This is a genomic window from Pseudomonas sp. Sample_14 (genome assembly GCF_004307515.1).
Classification (GTDB): Bacteria; Pseudomonadota; Gammaproteobacteria; order Pseudomonadales; family Pseudomonadaceae; genus Aquipseudomonas; species Aquipseudomonas atacamensis.
On the sequence record NZ_RCOC01000103.1, the window covers coordinates 53,895 to 72,510 of the forward strand.

The following is an 18,616-nucleotide window of genomic DNA, read 5'->3' on the forward strand; positions in this document are numbered from 1 at the left end:
GGCTTGCCAAGCGTCACCGATCCTTCGCTGGCGCTTTTTTGCGTCCGGAAAAAGCCTTGTTGGCGATTTTCTGTGGATTAAGCCCTGTGAATAACTGCCACTGAGGGCAGTTGATAAATGGGGTTGAAAACTGGATATAACCTGCGCTGTGGGTAACTACCCCTTTCATCCACAGGCTTAAACCGGTTATCCAATGGCCTCATTGCTACATGAGCACAGAGTTTTGGATCTCTGTACATGTTGAAAAACAAGGCCTGTAGCGATCTATCCACAGAAAGGTGGTTCAGTAAGAATAAACATAAAAACAAAGGTTTTATAAATTTCTCTCTTTTTTATTCTTTTAACCTCGAGTTCTCCACAGCTGGTTAAATTTTGTGCAAAGGGTTCTTTAGAAAGGGCGAAGTCCCTATACTTGCCGACCAGGTCCAGAAACCTGAGCTCAACTATTTCCTGAATGACCTACTTAAGCAGGCACGAGGTGCGTGGTGGATTTCTCTTCCCGTTTTGAAGTGATCGTCATCGGCGGCGGTCATGCCGGTACCGAGGCAGCACTGGCGTCAGCTCGCATGGGGGCAAAAACCCTCTTGCTGACGCATAACGTGGAAACCCTCGGCGCCATGAGTTGCAACCCGGCCATCGGTGGCATCGGCAAAAGCCATCTGGTCAAGGAAATCGATGCCCTCGGCGGCGCGATGGCCATGGCTACCGATAAGGGCGGCATCCAGTTTCGCGTGTTGAACAGCCGCAAGGGTCCGGCCGTACGGGCGACCCGTGCGCAAGCCGACCGGATTCTCTACAAGGCAGCTGTACGCGAAATTCTTGAAAACCAGCCGAACCTGTGGATATTTCAACAGGCTGCTGACGACCTGATCGTCGAGCAGGAGCAAGTCCGTGGTGTGGTTACACAGATGGGGCTGCGTTTCTTCGCCGATTCCGTGGTGTTGACCACCGGTACCTTCCTCGGCGGACTTATCCACATCGGTTTGCAGAATTTCTCCGGCGGTCGCGCCGGTGATCCACCGTCGATTGCTCTGGCCCACCGTCTGCGTGAGTTGCCATTGCGTGTCGGGCGCCTGAAAACCGGTACACCGCCGCGTATTGATGGGAAATCTGTGGATTTCTCGGTGATGACCGAGCAGCCGGGTGACACTCCGATCCCGGTGATGTCGTTCATGGGCAACAAGGAACAGCATCCCCGTCAGGTCAGCTGCTGGATCACCCATACCAATGCCCGCACCCACGAAATCATCGCGGCGAACCTCGATCGTTCGCCGATGTATTCCGCTGCCGGTGAAATCGAAGGCGTCGGCCCGCGTTATTGCCCGTCGATCGAAGACAAGATTCATCGCTTTGCCGACAAGGAAAGCCATCAGGTGTTCATCGAACCGGAAGGTCTGACCACCCATGAGCTGTATCCGAACGGGATATCCACAAGCCTGCCGTTCGACGTGCAATTGCAGATCGTGCAATCGATCCGCGGCATGGAAAACGCACACATCGTGCGTCCGGGCTATGCGATCGAGTACGACTACTTCGATCCGCGCGACCTGAAGTACAGCCTGGAAACCAAAGTCATCGGCGGTCTGTTTTTCGCCGGGCAGATCAACGGCACCACCGGTTACGAAGAAGCCGGCGCTCAAGGTCTGCTCGCCGGGGCCAACGCTGCACTGCGCGCGAAGGGCAAAGAAGCCTGGTGTCCGCGCCGCGATGAAGCGTACATCGGCGTTCTAGTCGACGACCTGATCACCCTCGGCACCCAAGAGCCGTACCGCATGTTCACGTCTCGCGCCGAGTACCGCCTGATTCTGCGTGAAGACAATGCCGACCTGCGTCTGACCGAAAAAGGTCGCGAGCTCGGTCTGGTCGATGACGCGCGCTGGGCGGCCTTCTGCAAGAAACGCGAAAGCATCGAGCTTGAAGAACAGCGCCTGAAAAGCACCTGGGTGCGGCCGAACACCCCGCAGGGCGATGCGATTGCCGAGAAATTCGGCACGCCGCTGACCCACGAATACAACTTGCTCAACCTGTTGAGCCGTCCGGAAATCGATTACGCCGGTCTGGTCGAAGTGACCGGGCAGGGCGCCGAAGATCCACAGGTCGCCGAGCAGGTCGAGATCAAGACCAAATACGCCGGTTACATCGACCGCCAACAGGACGAGATCGCCCGTCTGCGCGCCAGCGAAGACACGAAATTGCCTGTGGATATCGATTACACCAACATCTCCGGTCTGTCCAAGGAGATCCAGAGCAAGCTCGGCGCCACACGTCCCGAAACGCTGGGCCAGGCTTCGCGAATCCCGGGCGTAACCCCGGCGGCGATTTCGCTGTTGATGATTCATTTGAAAAAACGCGGCGCGGGCCGTCAGTTGGAGCAAAGCGCTTGAGTGCCAAGGTCACTTCGCAACACGCCGAAGAGTTATCCACAGGAGCCCGCGCGCTCGGTGTCAATCTCAGTGAAACCCAGCACGAATTGCTGCTGGGTTATCTGGCCCTGTTGATCAAATGGAACCAGGCCTACAACCTGACCGCTGTGCGCGATCCGGACGAAATGGTTTCGCGGCACTTGCTCGATAGTCTCAGCGTGATGTCGTTTATCGAAAACGGTCGCTGGCTCGATGTCGGCAGTGGCGGTGGCATGCCTGGTATCCCGCTGGCGATCCTGTACCCGGACTCGCAGGTGACCTGTCTGGACAGCAACGGCAAGAAAACCCGCTTCCTGACTCAGGTCAAACTGGAGCTGAAGCTGGATAACCTGCAAGTTATCCACAGTCGCGTCGAAGCCTTCCAGCCTGCGCAGCCATTCAACGGGATCATTTCCCGGGCATTCAGCAGCATGGAAAACTTCACCAACTGGACTCGCCACTTGGGCGATGCCGATACACGCTGGCTGGCAATGAAGGGCGTTCATCCGGCCGATGAGCTGGTAGCATTGCCGGCAGATTTCAAACTCGATAGCGAACACGCCCTGGCCGTCCCCGGTTGCCAAGGCCAACGCCATCTGCTGATACTGCGCCGCACGGCATGATTGGGAACACAAGCAAGAATGGCTAAGGTATTCGCGATAGCGAACCAGAAGGGTGGTGTGGGCAAGACCACCACCTGCATCAACCTCGCAGCATCCCTGGTCGCGACCAAGCGCCGGGTGCTGTTGATCGATCTCGATCCACAGGGCAACGCCACCATGGGTAGCGGTGTGGATAAACATGGTCTGGAAAACTCGGTCTACGATCTGCTGATCGGTGAATGCGACCTGGGCCAGGCGATGCACTTCTCCGAGCACGGCGGTTATCAACTGCTGCCGGCCAACCGTGATCTGACCGCGGCCGAAGTGGTGCTGCTGGAAATGCAGATGAAGGAAAGCCGTCTGCGCAGCGCGCTGGCGCCGATCAGGGATAACTACGATTACATTCTGATCGACTGCCCGCCGTCGCTGTCGATGCTCACGCTCAACGCATTGGTCGCCGCTGACGGGGTGATTATCCCCATGCAATGCGAATACTTCGCTCTGGAAGGTTTGAGCGACCTTGTGGATAACATCAAGCGCATCGCCGAGCTGCTCAATCCGAACCTGAAGGTCGAAGGCCTGCTGCGGACCATGTACGACCCGCGCCTGAGCCTGATGAACGATGTTTCGGCGCAGCTCAAGGAACACTTCGGCGATCAGTTGTACGACACGGTGATCCCGCGCAACATTCGCCTGGCCGAAGCACCGAGCTACGGCATGCCGGCGCTGGCTTACGACAAGCAATCGCGTGGCGCCCTGGCCTATCTGGCTCTGGCGGGCGAGATGGTTCGTCGTCAGCGCAAAAATTCACGCATTGCTGCTGCTCAGCCAACTTAAGGAATCCCCATGGCCGTCAAGAAACGAGGTCTCGGACGTGGACTGGATGCACTGCTGAGTGGTCCGACGGTCAGCGCGCTGGAAGAACAAGCCGCGCAGGCCGACACCCGCGAACTGCAACACCTGCCGCTGGACCTGCTGCAGCGCGGCAAATATCAGCCGCGCCGCGACATGGACCCGCAGGCCCTGGAAGAGCTGGCGCAGTCGATCAAGGCTCAGGGCGTGATGCAGCCGATCGTGGTACGCCCGATTGGCGGCGGTCGGTTTGAGATCATTGCCGGTGAACGCCGCTGGCGCGCCAGTCAGCAGGCCGGGCAGGAAACCATCCCGGCGATGGTTCGCGATGTGCCGGATGAAACCGCCATTGCGATTGCGCTGATCGAGAACATCCAGCGTGAAGACCTCAATCCGATCGAAGAAGCCGTCGCCTTGCAGCGCTTGCAGCAGGAATTCCAGCTGACTCAGCAGCAGGTTGCCGAGGCTGTGGGTAAGTCGCGGGTGACTGTGGCTAACCTGTTGCGACTTATTGCACTGCCTGAAGTGATCAAGACGATGCTGTCGCACGGTGACCTGGAAATGGGTCACGCGCGTGCCTTGCTCGGTCTGCCGGACAATCAGCAGGTCGAAGGGGCGCGACATGTTGTCGCACGAGGGCTGACTGTGCGCCAAACCGAGGCACTGGTTCGCCAGTGGTTGAGTGGCAAACCGGAGCCTGTGGAAGCTGCAAAACCCGACCCGGACATCGCTCGCCTTGAGCAGCGTCTGGCCGAGCGCCTAGGCTCTGCGGTGCAGATTCGCCATGGCAAGAAGGGCAAAGGCCAATTGGTGATTGGTTATAACTCGCTCGACGAGCTTCAAGGTGTGCTCGCACACATCCGCTGAAACATTTCCTCATGTAGCGCGCAGTCGGAAATCACTACCTGACAGTTGAATAGGGGCAGAACCGCCCCTATACTCTGCGCGCATTTTGTCGGCACAAATTATGCCAAGTTATTGAATTTCGGCAGCCGACCATTGGAGAGCAACTGTGATGGAAACCCGCACGCCAAACCGCTTGCCTTTCCATCGCCTGGCGGTTTTTCCGGTGTTGATGGCTCAATTTGTCATTCTGCTCATTGCCGCTTTGGCGCTCTGGCAATGGCATGGAGTCGTTGCCGGATACTCGGGACTTTGCGGAGGCCTGATAGCCTTGCTGCCCAATGTTTATTTCGCTCACAGGGCATTTCGGTTTTCCGGCGCCCGAGCAGCCCAGTCCATCGTCCGGTCTTTTTATGCCGGCGAGGCAGGCAAACTTATTTTGACGGCAGTGCTGTTTGCACTGGTGTTCGCAGGTGTGAAGCCACTGGCGCCGATCGCAGTATTCGGCGTGTTCGTGCTGACGCAGTCGGTCAGCTGGTTCGCTCCCCTGCTGATGAGAACAAGACTTTCGAGACCTTAGGGCGTTTGAGGCAACCATGGCAGAGACAACCGCTTCGGGCTATATCCAGCACCACTTGCAGAACCTGACTTTCGGTCAGCTACCCAACGGCGGCTGGGGCTTTGCCCACACCGCAGCAGAGGCCAAGGAAATGGGCTTCTGGGCTTTCCACGTCGATACCCTCGGCTGGTCGGTCGCGCTGGGTCTGATCTTCGTTCTTCTTTTCCGCATGGCGGCGAAGAAAGCGACGTCGGGTCAGCCGGGTGCCTTGCAGAACTTCGTTGAAGTATTGGTCGAATTCGTCGATGGCAGCGTGAAAGACAGCTTCCATGGCCGTAGCCCGGTGATTGCACCGCTGGCGCTGACCATCTTCGTCTGGGTGTTCCTGATGAACGCCGTCGACCTGGTACCGGTCGACTGGATTCCTCAGCTGGCCATCCTGATCTCCGGCGATGCCCACATCCCGTTCCGCGCCGTGTCGACTACCGACCCGAACGCGACTCTGGGCATGGCGTTCTCGGTGTTCGCACTGATCATTTTCTACAGCATCAAGGTCAAGGGCATCGGCGGCTTCATCGGCGAACTGACCCTGCACCCGTTCGGCAGCAAGAACATCTTCGTTCAGGCCCTGCTGATCCCGGTGAACTTCCTGCTGGAATTCGTCACCCTGATCGCCAAGCCGATCTCTCTGGCTCTGCGTCTGTTCGGCAACATGTATGCCGGCGAGCTGGTGTTCATTCTGATCGCTGTGATGTTCGGCAGCGGCCTGCTCTGGCTCAGCGGCCTGGGCGTTGTTCTGCAGTGGGCGTGGGCTGTATTCCACATCCTGATCATCACCCTGCAGGCGTTCATCTTCATGATGCTGACCATCGTCTACCTGTCGATGGCGCACGAAGAAAACCATTAAGACCAGTCTCGACTAGTCTGATGTTCCTCCCGGTCAAACGGGAGGGAGCTCCTTGCGGGGCAGCTGAAACGATTTGTTTTACCGCTTTAATCTAAAAAACCTAAACCATACGACGTAAAAGTCGGGAGGAAAGATGGAAACTGTAGTTGGTCTAACCGCTATCGCTGTTGCACTGTTGATCGGCCTGGGCGCACTGGGTACCGCAATTGGTTTCGGCCTGCTGGGCGGCAAGTTCCTGGAAGGCGCAGCGCGTCAGCCAGAAATGGTTCCAATGCTGCAAGTGAAAATGTTCATCGTTGCCGGTCTGCTCGACGCCGTAACCATGATCGGTGTTGGTATCGCTCTGTTCTTCACCTTTGCGAACCCGTTCGTTGGTCAGATCGCTGGCTGATTACTCGGATCTTCCGGGTAATTTGGTGTGATGGACAACGTAACTGCGAGGTGTTGGCGTGAACATTAATGCGACCCTGATTGGCCAGTCCGTTGCGTTCCTGATTTTTGTACTGTTCTGCATGAAGTATGTATGGCCTCCGGTCATCGCTGCTCTGCACGAACGTCAAAAGAAGATCGCTGATGGTCTGGACGCTGCCAGCCGTGCAGCTCGCGACCTGGAGTTGGCCCAAGAGAAAGCGGGTCAGCAACTGCGCGAAGCGAAAGCTCAGGCAGCTGAAATCATCGAGCAAGCCAAGAAACGCGGTAACCAGATCGTCGAAGAGGCTGTTGAAAAAGCCCGTATCGACGCTGACCGTGTGAAGGTTCAGGCTCAAGCCGAGATCGAACAGGAACTGAACAGCGTCAAAGACAAGCTGCGTGCCCAAGTGGGCTTGCTGGCTGTTGGCGGCGCCGAGAAGATCCTGGGTGCCACAATCGATCAAAACGCGCACGCAGAGCTGGTTAACCAACTGGCTGCTGAAATCTAAGCGAGGGCGATCATGGCAGAACTGACCACGTTGGCCCGACCTTACGCTAAGGCGGCCTTCGAGCACGCTCAGGCCCACCAGCAACTGGCCAATTGGTCAGCCATGCTCGGCCTGGCAGCAGCGGTGTCGCAAGACGACACCCTGCAGCGCGTGCTCAAGGCCCCGCGACTGACGAGCGCAGAAAAGGCCGCCACGTTCATTGACGTGTGCGGCGACAAGTTTGATGAAAAGGCACGCAATTTCATCAACGTCGTTGCCGAGAACGACCGTCTCCTGCTTCTGCCGGAGATCGCCGCTCTGTTCGACCTGTACAAGGCCGAACAAGAGAAATCGGTAGACGTTGAAGTAACCAGTGCATTTGCATTGAACCAAGAACAGCAAGACAAACTCGCCAAGGTTCTCAGTGCACGACTCAACCGGGAAGTGCGCCTGCAAGTTGCGGAGGACGCTGCCTTGATTGGTGGTGTCGTGATCCGCGCCGGCGACCTGGTTATCGATGGCTCGATTCGCGGCAAAATCGCGAAACTTGCCGAAGCATTGAAATCTTGAGTTTGAAGGGGCAGCAGAGCAATGCAGCAACTCAATCCTTCCGAAATAAGTGAAATTATCAAGGGCCGCATCGACAAGCTCGATGTGACCTCCCAAGCCCGTAACGAAGGCACTGTCGTCAGCGTATCTGACGGCATCGTGCGGATTCACGGTCTGGCCGACGTCATGTACGGCGAGATGATCGAGTTTCCGGGCGGCGTCTACGGTATGGCCCTCAACCTGGAGCAGGACTCCGTAGGTGCCGTGGTATTGGGCTCCTACCAGTCGCTGGCTGAAGGCATGAGCGCCAAGTGCACCGGCCGCATCCTCGAAGTTCCTGTTGGTAAGGAATTGCTGGGCCGCGTAGTCGATGCTCTGGGTAACCCTGTTGACGGCAAAGGTCCACTGGGCAACACCGAGACCGACGCGGTCGAGAAAGTTGCTCCAGGCGTGATCTGGCGTAAGTCGGTAGACCAGCCTGTACAGACTGGCTACAAGGCTGTCGATGCCATGATCCCTGTCGGCCGTGGCCAGCGTGAGCTGATCATCGGTGACCGTCAGATCGGTAAAACCGCTCTGGCGATCGACGCGATCATCAACCAGAAAGACAGCGGCATTTTCTGCGTCTACGTAGCCATCGGTCAGAAGCAATCGACCATCGCCAACGTGGTTCGCAAGCTGGAAGAAAACGGCGCCCTGGCCAACACGATCATCGTGGCTGCCAGTGCTTCGGAATCTCCTGCGCTGCAATTCCTGGCACCGTACTCCGGTTGCACCATGGGTGAATTCTTCCGCGACCGCGGTGAAGACGCGCTGATCGTTTATGACGATCTGTCCAAGCAAGCAGTGGCTTACCGCCAGATTTCCCTGCTGCTGCGCCGTCCACCAGGCCGTGAAGCTTACCCAGGCGACGTGTTCTATCTCCACTCCCGTCTGCTGGAGCGCGCATCCCGCGTTTCGGAAGAATACGTAGAGAAGTTCACCAACGGCGCAGTGACCGGCAAAACCGGTTCCCTGACCGCACTGCCGATCATCGAAACCCAGGCTGGCGACGTTTCCGCGTTCGTTCCGACCAACGTGATTTCCATCACCGACGGTCAGATCTTCCTGGAATCGGCCATGTTCAACTCGGGCATCCGCCCTGCAGTGAACGCCGGTGTTTCGGTATCCCGTGTGGGTGGTGCCGCTCAGACCAAGATCATCAAGAAGCTCTCCGGTGGTATCCGTACCGCTCTGGCTCAGTACCGTGAACTGGCGGCATTCGCCCAGTTCGCTTCTGACCTGGACGAAGCGACCCGCAAGCAACTTGAGCATGGTCAGCGCGTTACCGAGCTGATGAAGCAGAAGCAATACGCACCAATGTCGATCGCTGACATGGCGCTGTCGCTGTATGCCGCTGAGCGTGGGTTCCTGACTGACATTGAAATCGCCAAGGTCGGCAGCTTCGAACAAGCGCTGATCGCTTTCTTCAACCGCGATCACGCCGATTTGATGGCCAAGATCAACGTTAAAGGTGACTTCAATGACGAAATCGACGCTGGCATGAAAGCCGGTATCGAGAAGTTCAAGGCCACCCAAACCTGGTAAGCCGCAGCGGGAGCCGCGAGGCTCCCGCTTGCTAACCTGATAGGTGTTACATGGCAGGCGCAAAAGAGATTCGCAGTAAGATTGCGAGCATCAAAAGCACGCAAAAGATTACCAGCGCCATGGAAAAAGTGGCGGTCAGCAAAATGCGCAAGGCACAAATGCGCATGGCTGCTAGCCGTCCTTATGCGGAGCGTATCCGCCAGGTAATTGGGCATCTGGCCAACGCCAACCCGGAATACCGCCACCCGTTCATGATCGACCGCGAAATCAAGCGCGTCGGTTATGTCGTCGTGAGCAGTGACCGTGGTCTGTGCGGCGGCTTGAACACCAACCTGTTCAAGGCCCTGGTCAAGGACATGGCGGTAAACCGCGAAAACGGCGTCGAGATTGATCTGTGTGTAGTCGGTAGCAAGGGTGCGGCCTTTTTCCGCAACTTCGGCGGTAACGTCGTTGCAGCTATCAGCCACCTGGGTGAAGAGCCGTCGATCAATGACCTGATCGGCAGCGTCAAGGTGATGCTGGATGCCTACCTGGACGGCCGTATCGACCGCCTGTCCGTGGTGTCCAACAAGTTCATCAACACCATGACGCAACAGCCTACCGTGGAGCAGTTGATTCCACTGGTGGCAACCCCGGATCAGGATCTCAAGCACCACTGGGACTATCTCTACGAACCGGACGCCAAAGAGCTGCTTGACGGCTTGATGGTCCGTTACGTCGAGTCGCAGGTCTACCAGGCGGTGGTCGAGAACAACGCGGCTGAACAGGCTGCGCGGATGATCGCGATGAAGAACGCTACCGACAACGCCGGTGATTTGATCAGCGATTTGCAGCTGATCTACAACAAGGCGCGTCAGGCTGCGATCACCCAAGAGATCTCGGAAATCGTCGGCGGCGCTGCCGCGGTTTAACGGTTCAAATATTCAGAGGATCCAGCTATGAGTAGCGGACGTATCGTTCAAATCATCGGCGCCGTTATCGACGTGGAATTTCCACGCGACAGCGTACCGAGCATCTACAACGCGCTGACTGTACAAAGCGCGGCCGCAACCACCCTGGAAGTTCAGCAGCAGCTGGGCGACGGCGTGGTGCGCACCATTGCGATGGGTTCCACCGAGGGCTTGAAGCGCGGTCTGGAAGTCACCGACTCTGGCGCAGCCATCTCCGTACCGGTCGGTAAAGCGACCCTGGGCCGGATCATGGACGTCCTCGGTAACCCGATCGACGAAGCTGGCCCGATCGACACCGAAGAGCGCTGGGGCATTCACCGCGCAGCACCTTCGTTCGCCGAGCAAGCAGGCGGCAACGACCTGCTGGAAACCGGCATCAAGGTTATCGACCTGGTCTGCCCGTTCGCCAAGGGCGGTAAAGTCGGTCTGTTCGGTGGTGCCGGTGTAGGCAAAACCGTAAACATGATGGAACTGATCCGTAACATCGCCATCGAGCACAGCGGTTATTCCGTGTTCGCCGGTGTGGGTGAGCGTACTCGTGAGGGTAACGACTTCTACCACGAGATGAAGGACTCCAACGTTCTGGACAAAGTGGCACTGGTTTACGGTCAGATGAACGAGCCGCCGGGAAACCGTCTGCGCGTAGCACTGACTGGCCTGACCATGGCCGAGAAGTTCCGTGACGAAGGTAACGACGTTCTGCTGTTCGTCGACAACATCTATCGTTACACCCTGGCCGGTACTGAAGTATCCGCACTGCTGGGCCGTATGCCTTCGGCAGTAGGTTACCAGCCGACCCTGGCTGAAGAGATGGGCGTTCTGCAGGAACGTATCACTTCGACCAAGGAAGGTTCGATCACCTCGATCCAAGCGGTATACGTACCTGCGGACGACTTGACCGACCCGTCGCCAGCGACCACCTTCGCCCACTTGGACGCCACCGTCGTTCTGTCCCGTGACATCGCTTCCCTGGGTATCTACCCGGCGGTAGATCCACTGGATTCGACTTCGCGTCAGCTGGACCCGAACGTGATCGGTCAGGACCACTACGACACCGCTCGCGGCGTTCAGTATGTTCTGCAGCGTTACAAAGAGCTGAAAGACATCATCGCGATCCTGGGTATGGACGAGCTGTCGGAAGCCGACAAACAGTTGGTTAACCGTGCTCGTAAGATCCAGCGCTTCTTGTCGCAGCCGTTCTTCGTGGCTGAAGTCTTCACCGGTGCTTCGGGTAAATACGTTTCCCTGAAAGACACCATTGCTGGCTTCAAAGGCATCCTCAACGGTGACTACGACCACCTGCCAGAACAAGCGTTCTACATGGTTGGCGGCATCGAAGAAGCGATCGAGAAAGCCAAGAAACTGTAATCCCGGCGCCCGGCAACGGGCGCTAATTTAGGTTGAGGCAATCAGATGGCTATGACAGTCCATTGCGATATCGTCAGCGCGGAAGGGGAAATCTTTTCCGGCCTGGTCGAGATGGTGATTGCGCACGGTGCACTGGGTGATCTTGGTATCGCTCTGGGTCACGCGCCGCTGATCACTAATCTCAAGCCTGGTCCGATCCGCCTGATCAAGCAAGGCGGGGAAGCCGAGGTGTTCTACATCTCCGGTGGTTTCCTCGAGGTTCAGCCGAACATGGTCAAGGTACTTGCCGATACCGTGCAACGTGCCGCCGACCTGGATGAAGCTCAGGCTCAGGCAGCTCTCAAGGCTGCCGAGAATGCCCTGAACGAAAAAGGCGCGGACTTCGATTACGGCGCCGCTGCCACACGTCTGGCCGAGGCTGCAGCCCAGCTGCGCACCGTCCAGCAGATCCGCAAGAAGTTTGGCGGTTAATCCGTCAGCCGCTTATTGTGCGATTGATAAAAAAGGGTAGCCTCGGCTACCCTTTTTTCTTTTCCGAATTCCCACAAACCGGTCGCAGTTGCTGACCACCCAGGATTGGTAGCCAGTCATGTCTCTCGAAATCGTTATCCTCGCGGCCGGTCAAGGCACTCGCATGCGCTCGGCGCTGCCCAAAGTGCTGCACCCGATTGCCGGCAACTCCATGCTCGGCCATGTTATCCACAGCGCTCGGCAACTTGATCCACAGCGCATTCACGTGGTGATCGGTCACGGTGCCGATGTGGTGCGTGAGCGTCTGGCAGCTGATGACCTGAATTTCGTGTTGCAGGACAAGCAACTGGGCACTGGCCATGCCACCGCCCAGGCGGTGCCGTTCATTGATGCCGACACTGTGCTGATTCTTTACGGCGATGTGCCTCTGATTGAAGTGGAAACCCTGCAACGTCTGCTCAAGCATGTCGTGCCGGGCCAGATGGGTTTGCTCACTGTCGAGCTGGATGACCCGACCGGTTACGGCCGCATCGTGCGTGATGCTGACGGCAAGGTCGCGGCAATCGTCGAGCACAAGGACGCCAGCGAAGCGCAACGTGCGATCACCGAAGGCAACACCGGCATCCTCGCTGTGCCGGCCGATCGTCTGGCGGACTGGATGAGCCGCCTGTCGAACAACAATGCGCAGGGCGAGTACTACCTCACCGACGTGATCGAAATGGCGGTCAGCGATGGTCTGGTGGTTGCCACCGAACAACCGCACGACCCGATGGAAGTGCAGGGCGCCAATGATCGCAAGCAGCTCTCTGAACTGGAGCGTCATTACCAGTTGCGCGCCGGCCGTCGCCTGATGGCTCAGGGCGTGACCCTGCGTGACCCGGCGCGTTTCGATGTGCGTGGCGAAGTAAGCGTAGGCCGCGATGTGCTGATCGACATCAACGTGATCCTGGAAGGCAAGGTGATCATTGAAGACGACGTACAGATCGGCCCGAACTGCGTGATCAAGGACAGTACCCTGCGCAAAGGCGTGGTAATCAAGGCCAGCAGTCATATCGAAGGTGCCATTCTCGGTGAAGGCAGCGACGCCGGTCCCTTCGCGCGTTTGCGCCCGGGCACTGTGCTCGAAGCGCGCGCCCATGTCGGTAACTTCGTTGAGCTGAAAAACGCCCACATGGGCGAGGGTGCCAAGGCTGGCCATCTGACCTATCTGGGCGATGCCGAAATCGGCGCACGCACCAACATCGGCGCCGGCACCATCACCTGCAACTACGATGGCGCCAACAAGTGGAAAACTGTTTTGGGCGCTGATGTGTTCATCGGTTCCAACAACTCGCTGGTTGCCCCTGTGGATATCTCCAACGGTGCAACTACTGCGGCCGGATCGACCATCACGCAAAATGTGGATAACGATCAGCTGGCAGTTGGCCGAGCTCGCCAGAAGAACATTGACGGCTGGAAGCGGCCGGAAAAAATCAAAAAGCCCTGACTTATCCACAATTCCTGTGGGAGCGAGCCTGCTCGCGAATGCGGTCTGTCAGTCACGTCTTCAGTGGCTAAGACTCCCCTTTCGCGATTGGGCTCGCTCCCACCCTGACTTCAATCTTTCTGAATTTTTCTCCCCGCGTCTTGACGGCAACCTTTCGATAGAGTTTCATTGCTTGCGTTATCTTTCGAATCGAAACTTAAGCCGCCATGTCCAAACGCAACACTCCCCAACGTCGTCATAACATCCTCGCCTTGCTCAATGAGCAGGGCGAAGTCAGTGTGGATGAGCTGGCCAAGCGTTTCGAAACTTCCGAAGTTACGATTCGCAAGGATCTTGCTGCGCTGGAAACCCATGGTCTTTTGCTGCGTCGGTATGGCGGTGCCATCACCATGCCGCAAGAGCTGGTCGCAGAAACGGCGCAGAGTATTTCCAAGTACAAGCAGGCGATCGCCCGCGCGGCGGTCAAGCGCATCCGCGAGCACGCGCGCATCATCATCGACAGCGGCAGCACCACCGCCGCAATGATTCCCGAACTGGGCCAGCAACCGGGCCTGGTGGTGATGACCAACTCGCTGCATGTCGCCAATGCCTTGAGCGAACTGGAACACGAGCCGGTGCTGCTGATGACCGGCGGCACTTGGGATCCGCACTCGGAATCCTTTCAGGGCCAGGTCGCCGAGCAGGTACTACGCTCTTACGACTTCGATCAACTGTTCATCGGCGCCGACGGTATCGATCTGGTGCGCGGTACCACCACCTTCAATGAACTGCTCGGCCTCAGCCGGGTCATGGCCGACGTTGCGCGAGAAGTGATCGTCATGGTCGAGGCCGACAAGATCGGTCGCAAGATTCCCAACCTGGAGCTGCCCTGGAGCAGCATCCATACCCTCATTACCGATGATCGCCTGTCTGTCGAGGCACGCGATCAGCTTCAGGCCCGTGGGATCACTTTGATCTGTGCGGCTGTCAGTCAGGAGAAATAACCATGTGTGGCATTGTCGGCGCAGTAGCTGAACGTAATATCACCGCCATCCTTCTCGAAGGCCTGAAGCGCCTCGAATACCGCGGCTATGACAGCGCCGGTGTGGCGGTTTATACCAACGACCAGACCCTGGAACGCATGCGCCGTCCGGGCAAGGTCAGCGAACTGGAAACCGCGCTGGCCGAACACCCGCTGGCCGGGCGCCTCGGTATCGCCCACACCCGTTGGGCTACCCATGGCGCGCCGTGCGAGCGCAATGCCCACCCGCATTTTTCCGGTGACATTGCGGTGGTGCACAACGGCATCATCGAGAACCACGAAGCCCTGCGCGAACAGCTGAAAGCGCTGGGCTATGCGTTCAGCTCGGACACCGACACCGAAGTCATCGCCCACCTGCTGACCCACAAGCTCAAGGAACAACCGGACCTGACTGCCGCGCTCAAAGCGACCGTCGAGGAGCTGCATGGCGCCTACGGTCTGGCAGTGATCAACGCACAGCAACCGGATCGTCTGGTCGCCGCGCGCAGTGGCAGTCCATTGGTGATCGGCCTGGGCCTGGGCGAGAATTTCCTCGCTTCCGACCAGTTGGCTCTGCGTCAGGTCACTGACCGCTTCATGTATTTGGAAGAAGGCGATATCGCTGAAATCCGTCGCGACAGCGTGCAGATCTGGGACGTGAACGGCAACGCTGTCGAACGCCAGACCGTGCAGTACACCGACGGTGCCGAAGCCGCCGACAAGGGCGAGTTCCGCCACTACATGCTCAAGGAAATCCACGAACAACCGGCCGTGGTCCAACGCACCCTCGAAGGTCGCCTGGGCAACAATCAGGTGCTGGTTGAGGCCTTCGGTCCACAAGCTGCCGAGCTGTTTGCCAAAGTGCGCAATGTGCAGATTGTCGCCTGCGGAACCAGTTATCACGCCGGCATGGTCGCGCGTTACTGGCTCGAAGAACTGGCCGGTATTCCGTGTCAGGTCGAAGTCGCCAGCGAATTCCGTTATCGCAAAGTGGTGGTGCAGCCGGACACGCTGTTCGTGACCATCTCGCAGTCTGGCGAAACCGCGGACACCCTCGCGGCGCTGCGCAATGCCAAGGAGCTGGGCTTCCTCGCCAGCCTGGCGATCTGCAACGTCGGCATCAGCTCGCTGGTGCGCGAATCCGATCTGACCCTGTTGACCCAGGCCGGTCGCGAAATCGGTGTGGCCTCGACCAAAGCCTTTACCACACAACTGGTCGGCCTGTTGCTGCTGACCCTGTCGCTGGGTCAGGTGCGCGGCACTCTGGCTAACGGCGTCGAAGCCACACTCGTCGAAGAACTGCGTCGCCTGCCGACCCGTCTCGGCGAAGCGCTGGCGATGGACAGCACCGTGGAAAAAATCGCCGAGCTGTTCGCTGAGAAAAACCACACCCTGTTCCTCGGCCGTGGCGCGCAATTCCCGGTCGCGATGGAAGGTGCCTTGAAGCTCAAGGAAATCTCCTACATCCATGCCGAAGCCTACCCGGCCGGCGAGCTCAAACACGGCCCGCTGGCACTTGTGGATAACGACATGCCAGTGGTGACCGTCGCGCCAAACAACGAACTGCTGGAAAAGCTCAAGTCCAACCTGCAGGAAGTCCGCGCTCGCGGCGGCGAGTTGATCGTGTTCGCGGATGAGAAGGCTGCGATGACCAACGGAGAAGGTACCCACGTGGTGCAAATGCCGCACATCCACGACATTCTCTCGCCGATCCTTTATACGATCCCGTTGCAGCTGTTGTCGTACTACGTTGCCGTGCTCAAGGGCACCGACGTTGATCAACCGCGCAACCTGGCGAAATCGGTGACCGTGGAATAAGTTATCCACAGATGATCTACGCTTCCCCAATCGCAGCCTCGGCTGCGATTGTCGTATCCGCCGCCGAGGAATTCCATGGACCGCTTTCAGGAAATGCAGATCTTCGTTGTTGTCGCCCAGGAGCAAGGCTTTTCGGCGGCGTCGCGGCGTCTGGGTCTGTCGGCGGCGAGTGTCACCCGGGCGGTGGCGGCGCTGGAGCAGCATATCGGTACGCAGTTGCTGGTGCGTACCACGCGCACTGTGCATCTGACTGAAGCCGGGCAACGTTACTGCGATGACTGCCGGCGGATTCTTGCCGAAGTGCAGGAGGCCGAGGATTCGGCGGCAGGCAGCCATGCCTTGCCGCGCGGGCAGTTGACGATTACTGCGCCGGTGCTGTTTGGCGATCTGTTCGTCACTCCGGTCATGGCCGATTACCTCTGTCGCTACCCTGATGTGTCGATCAATGCGCTGTTGCTGGACCGGGTCGTCAACATGGTCGAGGAGGGCATTGATGTCGCGGTGCGCATCGGTGAGCTGCCGGACAGCAATCAGCATGCAATCCGCGTCGGGGAAGTGCGACGGGTGATTTGCGCTTCGCCGACGTTTCTGGCTGAACACGGCCGACCGGAGCATCCGCAGGCCTTGGCCGGGCTGCCGGTGGTGGCGACGTCGGCGATCGGTCAGCAACGCAACTGGCCGTTTCTCGACGGCGGTGAAGCACTCAATGTGCGCACCGAACCGCGCCTGACCGTCACGGCCAATCAGTCGGCGATCACCGCTGCGCGCAAAGGCCTGGGCCTGACGCGAGTGCTGTCCTATCAAGTGGCGGACAAAGTCGCGGCGGGGGAGTTGGAAATCGTCCTCGCCGAGTTTGAACTGCCGCCGTTGCCGATCCATGTGGTGTATCAGGGCGGGCGCAAGGCACCGGCGCGGATCCGCAGTTTTGTCGACTTCGCCGTGAAGGCGCTGCGCGAGCATCCGGCCTTGAGCGCAGCGGCGTTATTGCACGAGATGAAATAATCGATTGCAGCTGCTGGTTATTCTGTTGTTCCGGCAACCCATAGATGATGGCTCCATCGGCGCGCTCATCCCCGTAGCGACGTCACTTTTCAGCGGAGTCGACCATGCAAGCGATCAAACTCTACAACTTCCCCCGTTCCGGCCACGCCCACCGTGTCGAGTTGATGCTGTCGCTGCTGCAACTGCCGACCGAGCTGATCTTCGTCGATCTGGCCAAGGGTGAGCACAAGCAGCCGCAGTACCTGGCGATCAACAGCTTCGGCCAAGTGCCGGCGATTGATGACAATGGCGTGGTGCTGGCCGATTCCAATGCGATTCTGGTTTATCTGGCACAGAAATATGGCAACGGACGCTGGCTGCCGACCGACCCGGTGGGCGCAGCGCATGTGCAGCGCTGGTTGTCGGCAGCGGCGGGACCGATTGCCTTTGGCCCGGCGGCGGCACGCCTGATCACGGTGTTTGGTGCGCAACTGAATGCCGAGGAAGTCATTGGCCGTGCGCACAACCTGCTCAAGGTCATGGAACTGGAGTTGGGCAAAACGGCGTATCTGGCGGGCGAAGAACCGACCATCGCTGACGTGTCTGCCTACAGCTACATCGCCCATGCGCCGGAGGGCAATGTCTCGCTGGACGACTACACCAACGTTCGCGCCTGGCTGACACGGATCGAAGCCTTGCCGGGTTTTGTCGCAATGCCGCGTACGGTGGCCGGGTTGCAAACCGCAGTCTGATTTACGCAGCCGCACTCTGGAGGCCGCGCCAGACAGGTTGTTCAGCAATGCTGAGCGGGCAAGCAAAATCTGCAGGAATGGGGTGAATGGCGCATCCCGGTGCGCAGTCGCTGTTGAACCGTTGCGTCAAGGGCAAGATGCGTACTGCATGGGAAGCGCCTCAGGCACTTCCAACAAATGGTGTACGCTGCGTTCGACTAGTTGCAGGCTGGCTTCACGCCAGCTAATCCATTGCCAATCGACAACGTCGCGGACAGCAGGAAATTGCCCGCTGCGCTGGAAGCAGCAAATCAGATTGGCGAGACTTTGCGGGTCCTGCAAGTCAAAGTACGCCATAAAATCTCCGCCGATTTCACGAAACACTGCTATATCGCTCCCCATAGCCGGCAAGCCTCGCTGCATGGCTTCCACCAATGGTAAACCGAAGCCTTCGACGAACGATGGAAACACCAGTGCACTGGCATGAGCGTATGCATATTCAAGGCTAGTGTCGCTGAGGTCGTTGAACATGAACAGTCGCGACCTTGCCGGTCTTTGCCTGGGAGTTCAGCACGATCGACTCGCTCACGCCATGTTTTGTGTAACCTTGC

18 protein-coding genes and 1 pseudogene are annotated in these 18,616 nt (G+C 58.3%); 18 read left to right on the forward strand and 1 reads right to left on the reverse strand.

Translation table 11 applies throughout. From position 1 onward, the window contains the following. The first annotated feature begins 485 nt into the window (after window positions 1-485). From mnmG to D8U61_RS26755, 18 genes are all read left to right on the forward strand, one after another. Window positions 486-2,384: a tRNA uridine-5-carboxymethylaminomethyl(34) synthesis enzyme MnmG gene (gene mnmG, locus D8U61_RS26670; protein WP_130927992.1), complete on the forward strand. Its 1,899-nt coding sequence runs from the start codon at window positions 486-488 to the stop codon at window positions 2,382-2,384. After that, a complete protein-coding gene (gene rsmG, locus D8U61_RS26675; RefSeq protein WP_130927993.1) occupies window positions 2,381-3,025 on the forward strand; it encodes a 16S rRNA (guanine(527)-N(7))-methyltransferase RsmG in 645 nt (214 codons plus the stop codon). The genes mnmG and rsmG overlap by 4 nt, the downstream gene beginning before the upstream one ends. An 18-nt stretch (window positions 3,026-3,043) precedes the next feature. Beyond that, a complete protein-coding gene (locus D8U61_RS26680) occupies window positions 3,044-3,841 on the forward strand; it encodes a ParA family protein (RefSeq protein WP_016772400.1) in 798 nt (265 codons plus the stop codon). A 9-nt stretch (window positions 3,842-3,850) separates the two neighbouring features. After that, complete coding sequence (locus D8U61_RS26685; protein ID WP_007960777.1) at window positions 3,851-4,723, forward strand: ParB/RepB/Spo0J family partition protein; 873 nt, start codon at window positions 3,851-3,853, stop codon at window positions 4,721-4,723. Between the two features lie 148 nt (window positions 4,724-4,871). After that, window positions 4,872-5,279, forward strand: a complete 408-nt coding sequence (locus D8U61_RS26690; protein WP_016772401.1) for a F0F1 ATP synthase subunit I — start codon at window positions 4,872-4,874, stop codon at window positions 5,277-5,279. A 16-nt stretch (window positions 5,280-5,295) separates the two neighbouring features. Continuing rightward, the gene (atpB, locus tag D8U61_RS26695) at window positions 5,296-6,165 is read left to right on the forward strand and encodes a F0F1 ATP synthase subunit A (RefSeq protein ID WP_016772402.1); all 870 of its coding nucleotides are present in this window, start codon (window positions 5,296-5,298) and stop codon (window positions 6,163-6,165) included. Between the two features lie 133 nt (window positions 6,166-6,298). Beyond that, window positions 6,299-6,556 (forward strand): F0F1 ATP synthase subunit C, encoded by a 258-nt coding sequence (gene atpE / locus D8U61_RS26700; protein ID WP_003097235.1) that lies wholly within the window; start codon window positions 6,299-6,301, stop codon window positions 6,554-6,556. Between the two features lie 58 nt (window positions 6,557-6,614). Then, window positions 6,615-7,085 carry a F0F1 ATP synthase subunit B gene (locus D8U61_RS26705; RefSeq protein WP_016772403.1) on the forward strand — a complete coding sequence of 157 codons (471 nt, stop codon included), beginning with the start codon at window positions 6,615-6,617 and terminating at the stop codon, window positions 7,083-7,085. Window positions 7,086-7,097: 12 nt separating this feature from the next. After that, window positions 7,098-7,634, forward strand: coding sequence for a F0F1 ATP synthase subunit delta (locus tag D8U61_RS26710; protein WP_016772404.1), 537 nt, complete (start codon window positions 7,098-7,100; stop codon window positions 7,632-7,634). Window positions 7,635-7,655: 21 nt separating this feature from the next. Next, entirely contained in the window at window positions 7,656-9,200 is a 1,545-nt protein-coding gene (gene atpA, locus D8U61_RS26715; protein ID WP_016772405.1) for a F0F1 ATP synthase subunit alpha, read from the forward strand. A 50-nt stretch (window positions 9,201-9,250) separates the two neighbouring features. Continuing rightward, entirely contained in the window at window positions 9,251-10,111 is an 861-nt protein-coding gene (atpG, locus tag D8U61_RS26720) for a F0F1 ATP synthase subunit gamma (RefSeq protein WP_007911960.1), read from the forward strand. A gap of 27 nt (window positions 10,112-10,138) precedes the next feature. Further along, complete coding sequence (gene atpD / locus D8U61_RS26725) at window positions 10,139-11,518, forward strand: F0F1 ATP synthase subunit beta (protein WP_016772406.1); 1,380 nt, start codon at window positions 10,139-10,141, stop codon at window positions 11,516-11,518. A 45-nt stretch (window positions 11,519-11,563) separates the two neighbouring features. Next, the gene (locus D8U61_RS26730; RefSeq protein WP_016772407.1) at window positions 11,564-11,989 is read left to right on the forward strand and encodes a F0F1 ATP synthase subunit epsilon; all 426 of its coding nucleotides are present in this window, start codon (window positions 11,564-11,566) and stop codon (window positions 11,987-11,989) included. Window positions 11,990-12,107: 118 nt separating this feature from the next. Further along, the gene (glmU, locus tag D8U61_RS26735) at window positions 12,108-13,475 is read left to right on the forward strand and encodes a bifunctional UDP-N-acetylglucosamine diphosphorylase/glucosamine-1-phosphate N-acetyltransferase GlmU (protein ID WP_130927994.1); all 1,368 of its coding nucleotides are present in this window, start codon (window positions 12,108-12,110) and stop codon (window positions 13,473-13,475) included. Between the two features lie 206 nt (window positions 13,476-13,681). Continuing rightward, a complete protein-coding gene (locus D8U61_RS26740) occupies window positions 13,682-14,458 on the forward strand; it encodes a DeoR family transcriptional regulator (RefSeq protein ID WP_016772409.1) in 777 nt (258 codons plus the stop codon). A gap of 2 nt (window positions 14,459-14,460) precedes the next feature. Next, the gene (gene glmS, locus D8U61_RS26745; protein WP_130927995.1) at window positions 14,461-16,293 is read left to right on the forward strand and encodes a glutamine--fructose-6-phosphate transaminase (isomerizing); all 1,833 of its coding nucleotides are present in this window, start codon (window positions 14,461-14,463) and stop codon (window positions 16,291-16,293) included. Window positions 16,294-16,368: 75 nt separating this feature from the next. Beyond that, window positions 16,369-17,295 carry a LysR family transcriptional regulator gene (locus tag D8U61_RS26750; protein ID WP_130927996.1) on the forward strand — a complete coding sequence of 309 codons (927 nt, stop codon included), beginning with the start codon at window positions 16,369-16,371 and terminating at the stop codon, window positions 17,293-17,295. A 104-nt stretch (window positions 17,296-17,399) separates the two neighbouring features. Beyond that, complete coding sequence (locus D8U61_RS26755; protein ID WP_130888854.1) at window positions 17,400-18,026, forward strand: glutathione S-transferase; 627 nt, start codon at window positions 17,400-17,402, stop codon at window positions 18,024-18,026. 126 nt (window positions 18,027-18,152) lie between these two features. Here the strand turns inward: D8U61_RS26755 and D8U61_RS26760 are convergent. After that, window positions 18,153-18,545 (reverse strand): annotated as a pseudogene (locus D8U61_RS26760) (glycosyltransferase); the annotation flags it as partial. Window positions 18,546-18,616: the final 71 nt, after the last annotated feature.

Bases quoted from the DNA above. Each gene is read 5' to 3' on its own strand.
- D8U61_RS26740 (WP_016772409.1), top strand. From the start codon at position 13,682: ATGTCCAAACGCAACACTCCCCAACGTCGTCATAACATCCTCGCCTTG.
- D8U61_RS26730 (WP_016772407.1), top strand. From the start codon at position 11,564: ATGGCTATGACAGTCCATTGCGATATCGTCAGCGCGGAAGGGGAAATC.
- atpA (WP_016772405.1), top strand. From the start codon at position 7,656: ATGCAGCAACTCAATCCTTCCGAAATAAGTGAAATTATCAAGGGCCGC.
- D8U61_RS26755 (WP_130888854.1), top strand. From the start codon at position 17,400: ATGCAAGCGATCAAACTCTACAACTTCCCCCGTTCCGGCCACGCCCAC.
- D8U61_RS26710 (WP_016772404.1), top strand. From the start codon at position 7,098: ATGGCAGAACTGACCACGTTGGCCCGACCTTACGCTAAGGCGGCCTTC.
- atpE (WP_003097235.1), top strand. From the start codon at position 6,299: ATGGAAACTGTAGTTGGTCTAACCGCTATCGCTGTTGCACTGTTGATC.
- D8U61_RS26680 (WP_016772400.1), top strand. From the start codon at position 3,044: ATGGCTAAGGTATTCGCGATAGCGAACCAGAAGGGTGGTGTGGGCAAG.
- atpG (WP_007911960.1), top strand. From the start codon at position 9,251: ATGGCAGGCGCAAAAGAGATTCGCAGTAAGATTGCGAGCATCAAAAGC.
- D8U61_RS26690 (WP_016772401.1), top strand. From the start codon at position 4,872: ATGGAAACCCGCACGCCAAACCGCTTGCCTTTCCATCGCCTGGCGGTT.
- glmU (WP_130927994.1), top strand. From the start codon at position 12,108: ATGTCTCTCGAAATCGTTATCCTCGCGGCCGGTCAAGGCACTCGCATG.
- glmS (WP_130927995.1), top strand. From the start codon at position 14,461: ATGTGTGGCATTGTCGGCGCAGTAGCTGAACGTAATATCACCGCCATC.
- atpB (WP_016772402.1), top strand. From the start codon at position 5,296: ATGGCAGAGACAACCGCTTCGGGCTATATCCAGCACCACTTGCAGAAC.
- atpD (WP_016772406.1), top strand. From the start codon at position 10,139: ATGAGTAGCGGACGTATCGTTCAAATCATCGGCGCCGTTATCGACGTG.
- D8U61_RS26685 (WP_007960777.1), top strand. From the start codon at position 3,851: ATGGCCGTCAAGAAACGAGGTCTCGGACGTGGACTGGATGCACTGCTG.
- D8U61_RS26750 (WP_130927996.1), top strand. From the start codon at position 16,369: ATGGACCGCTTTCAGGAAATGCAGATCTTCGTTGTTGTCGCCCAGGAG.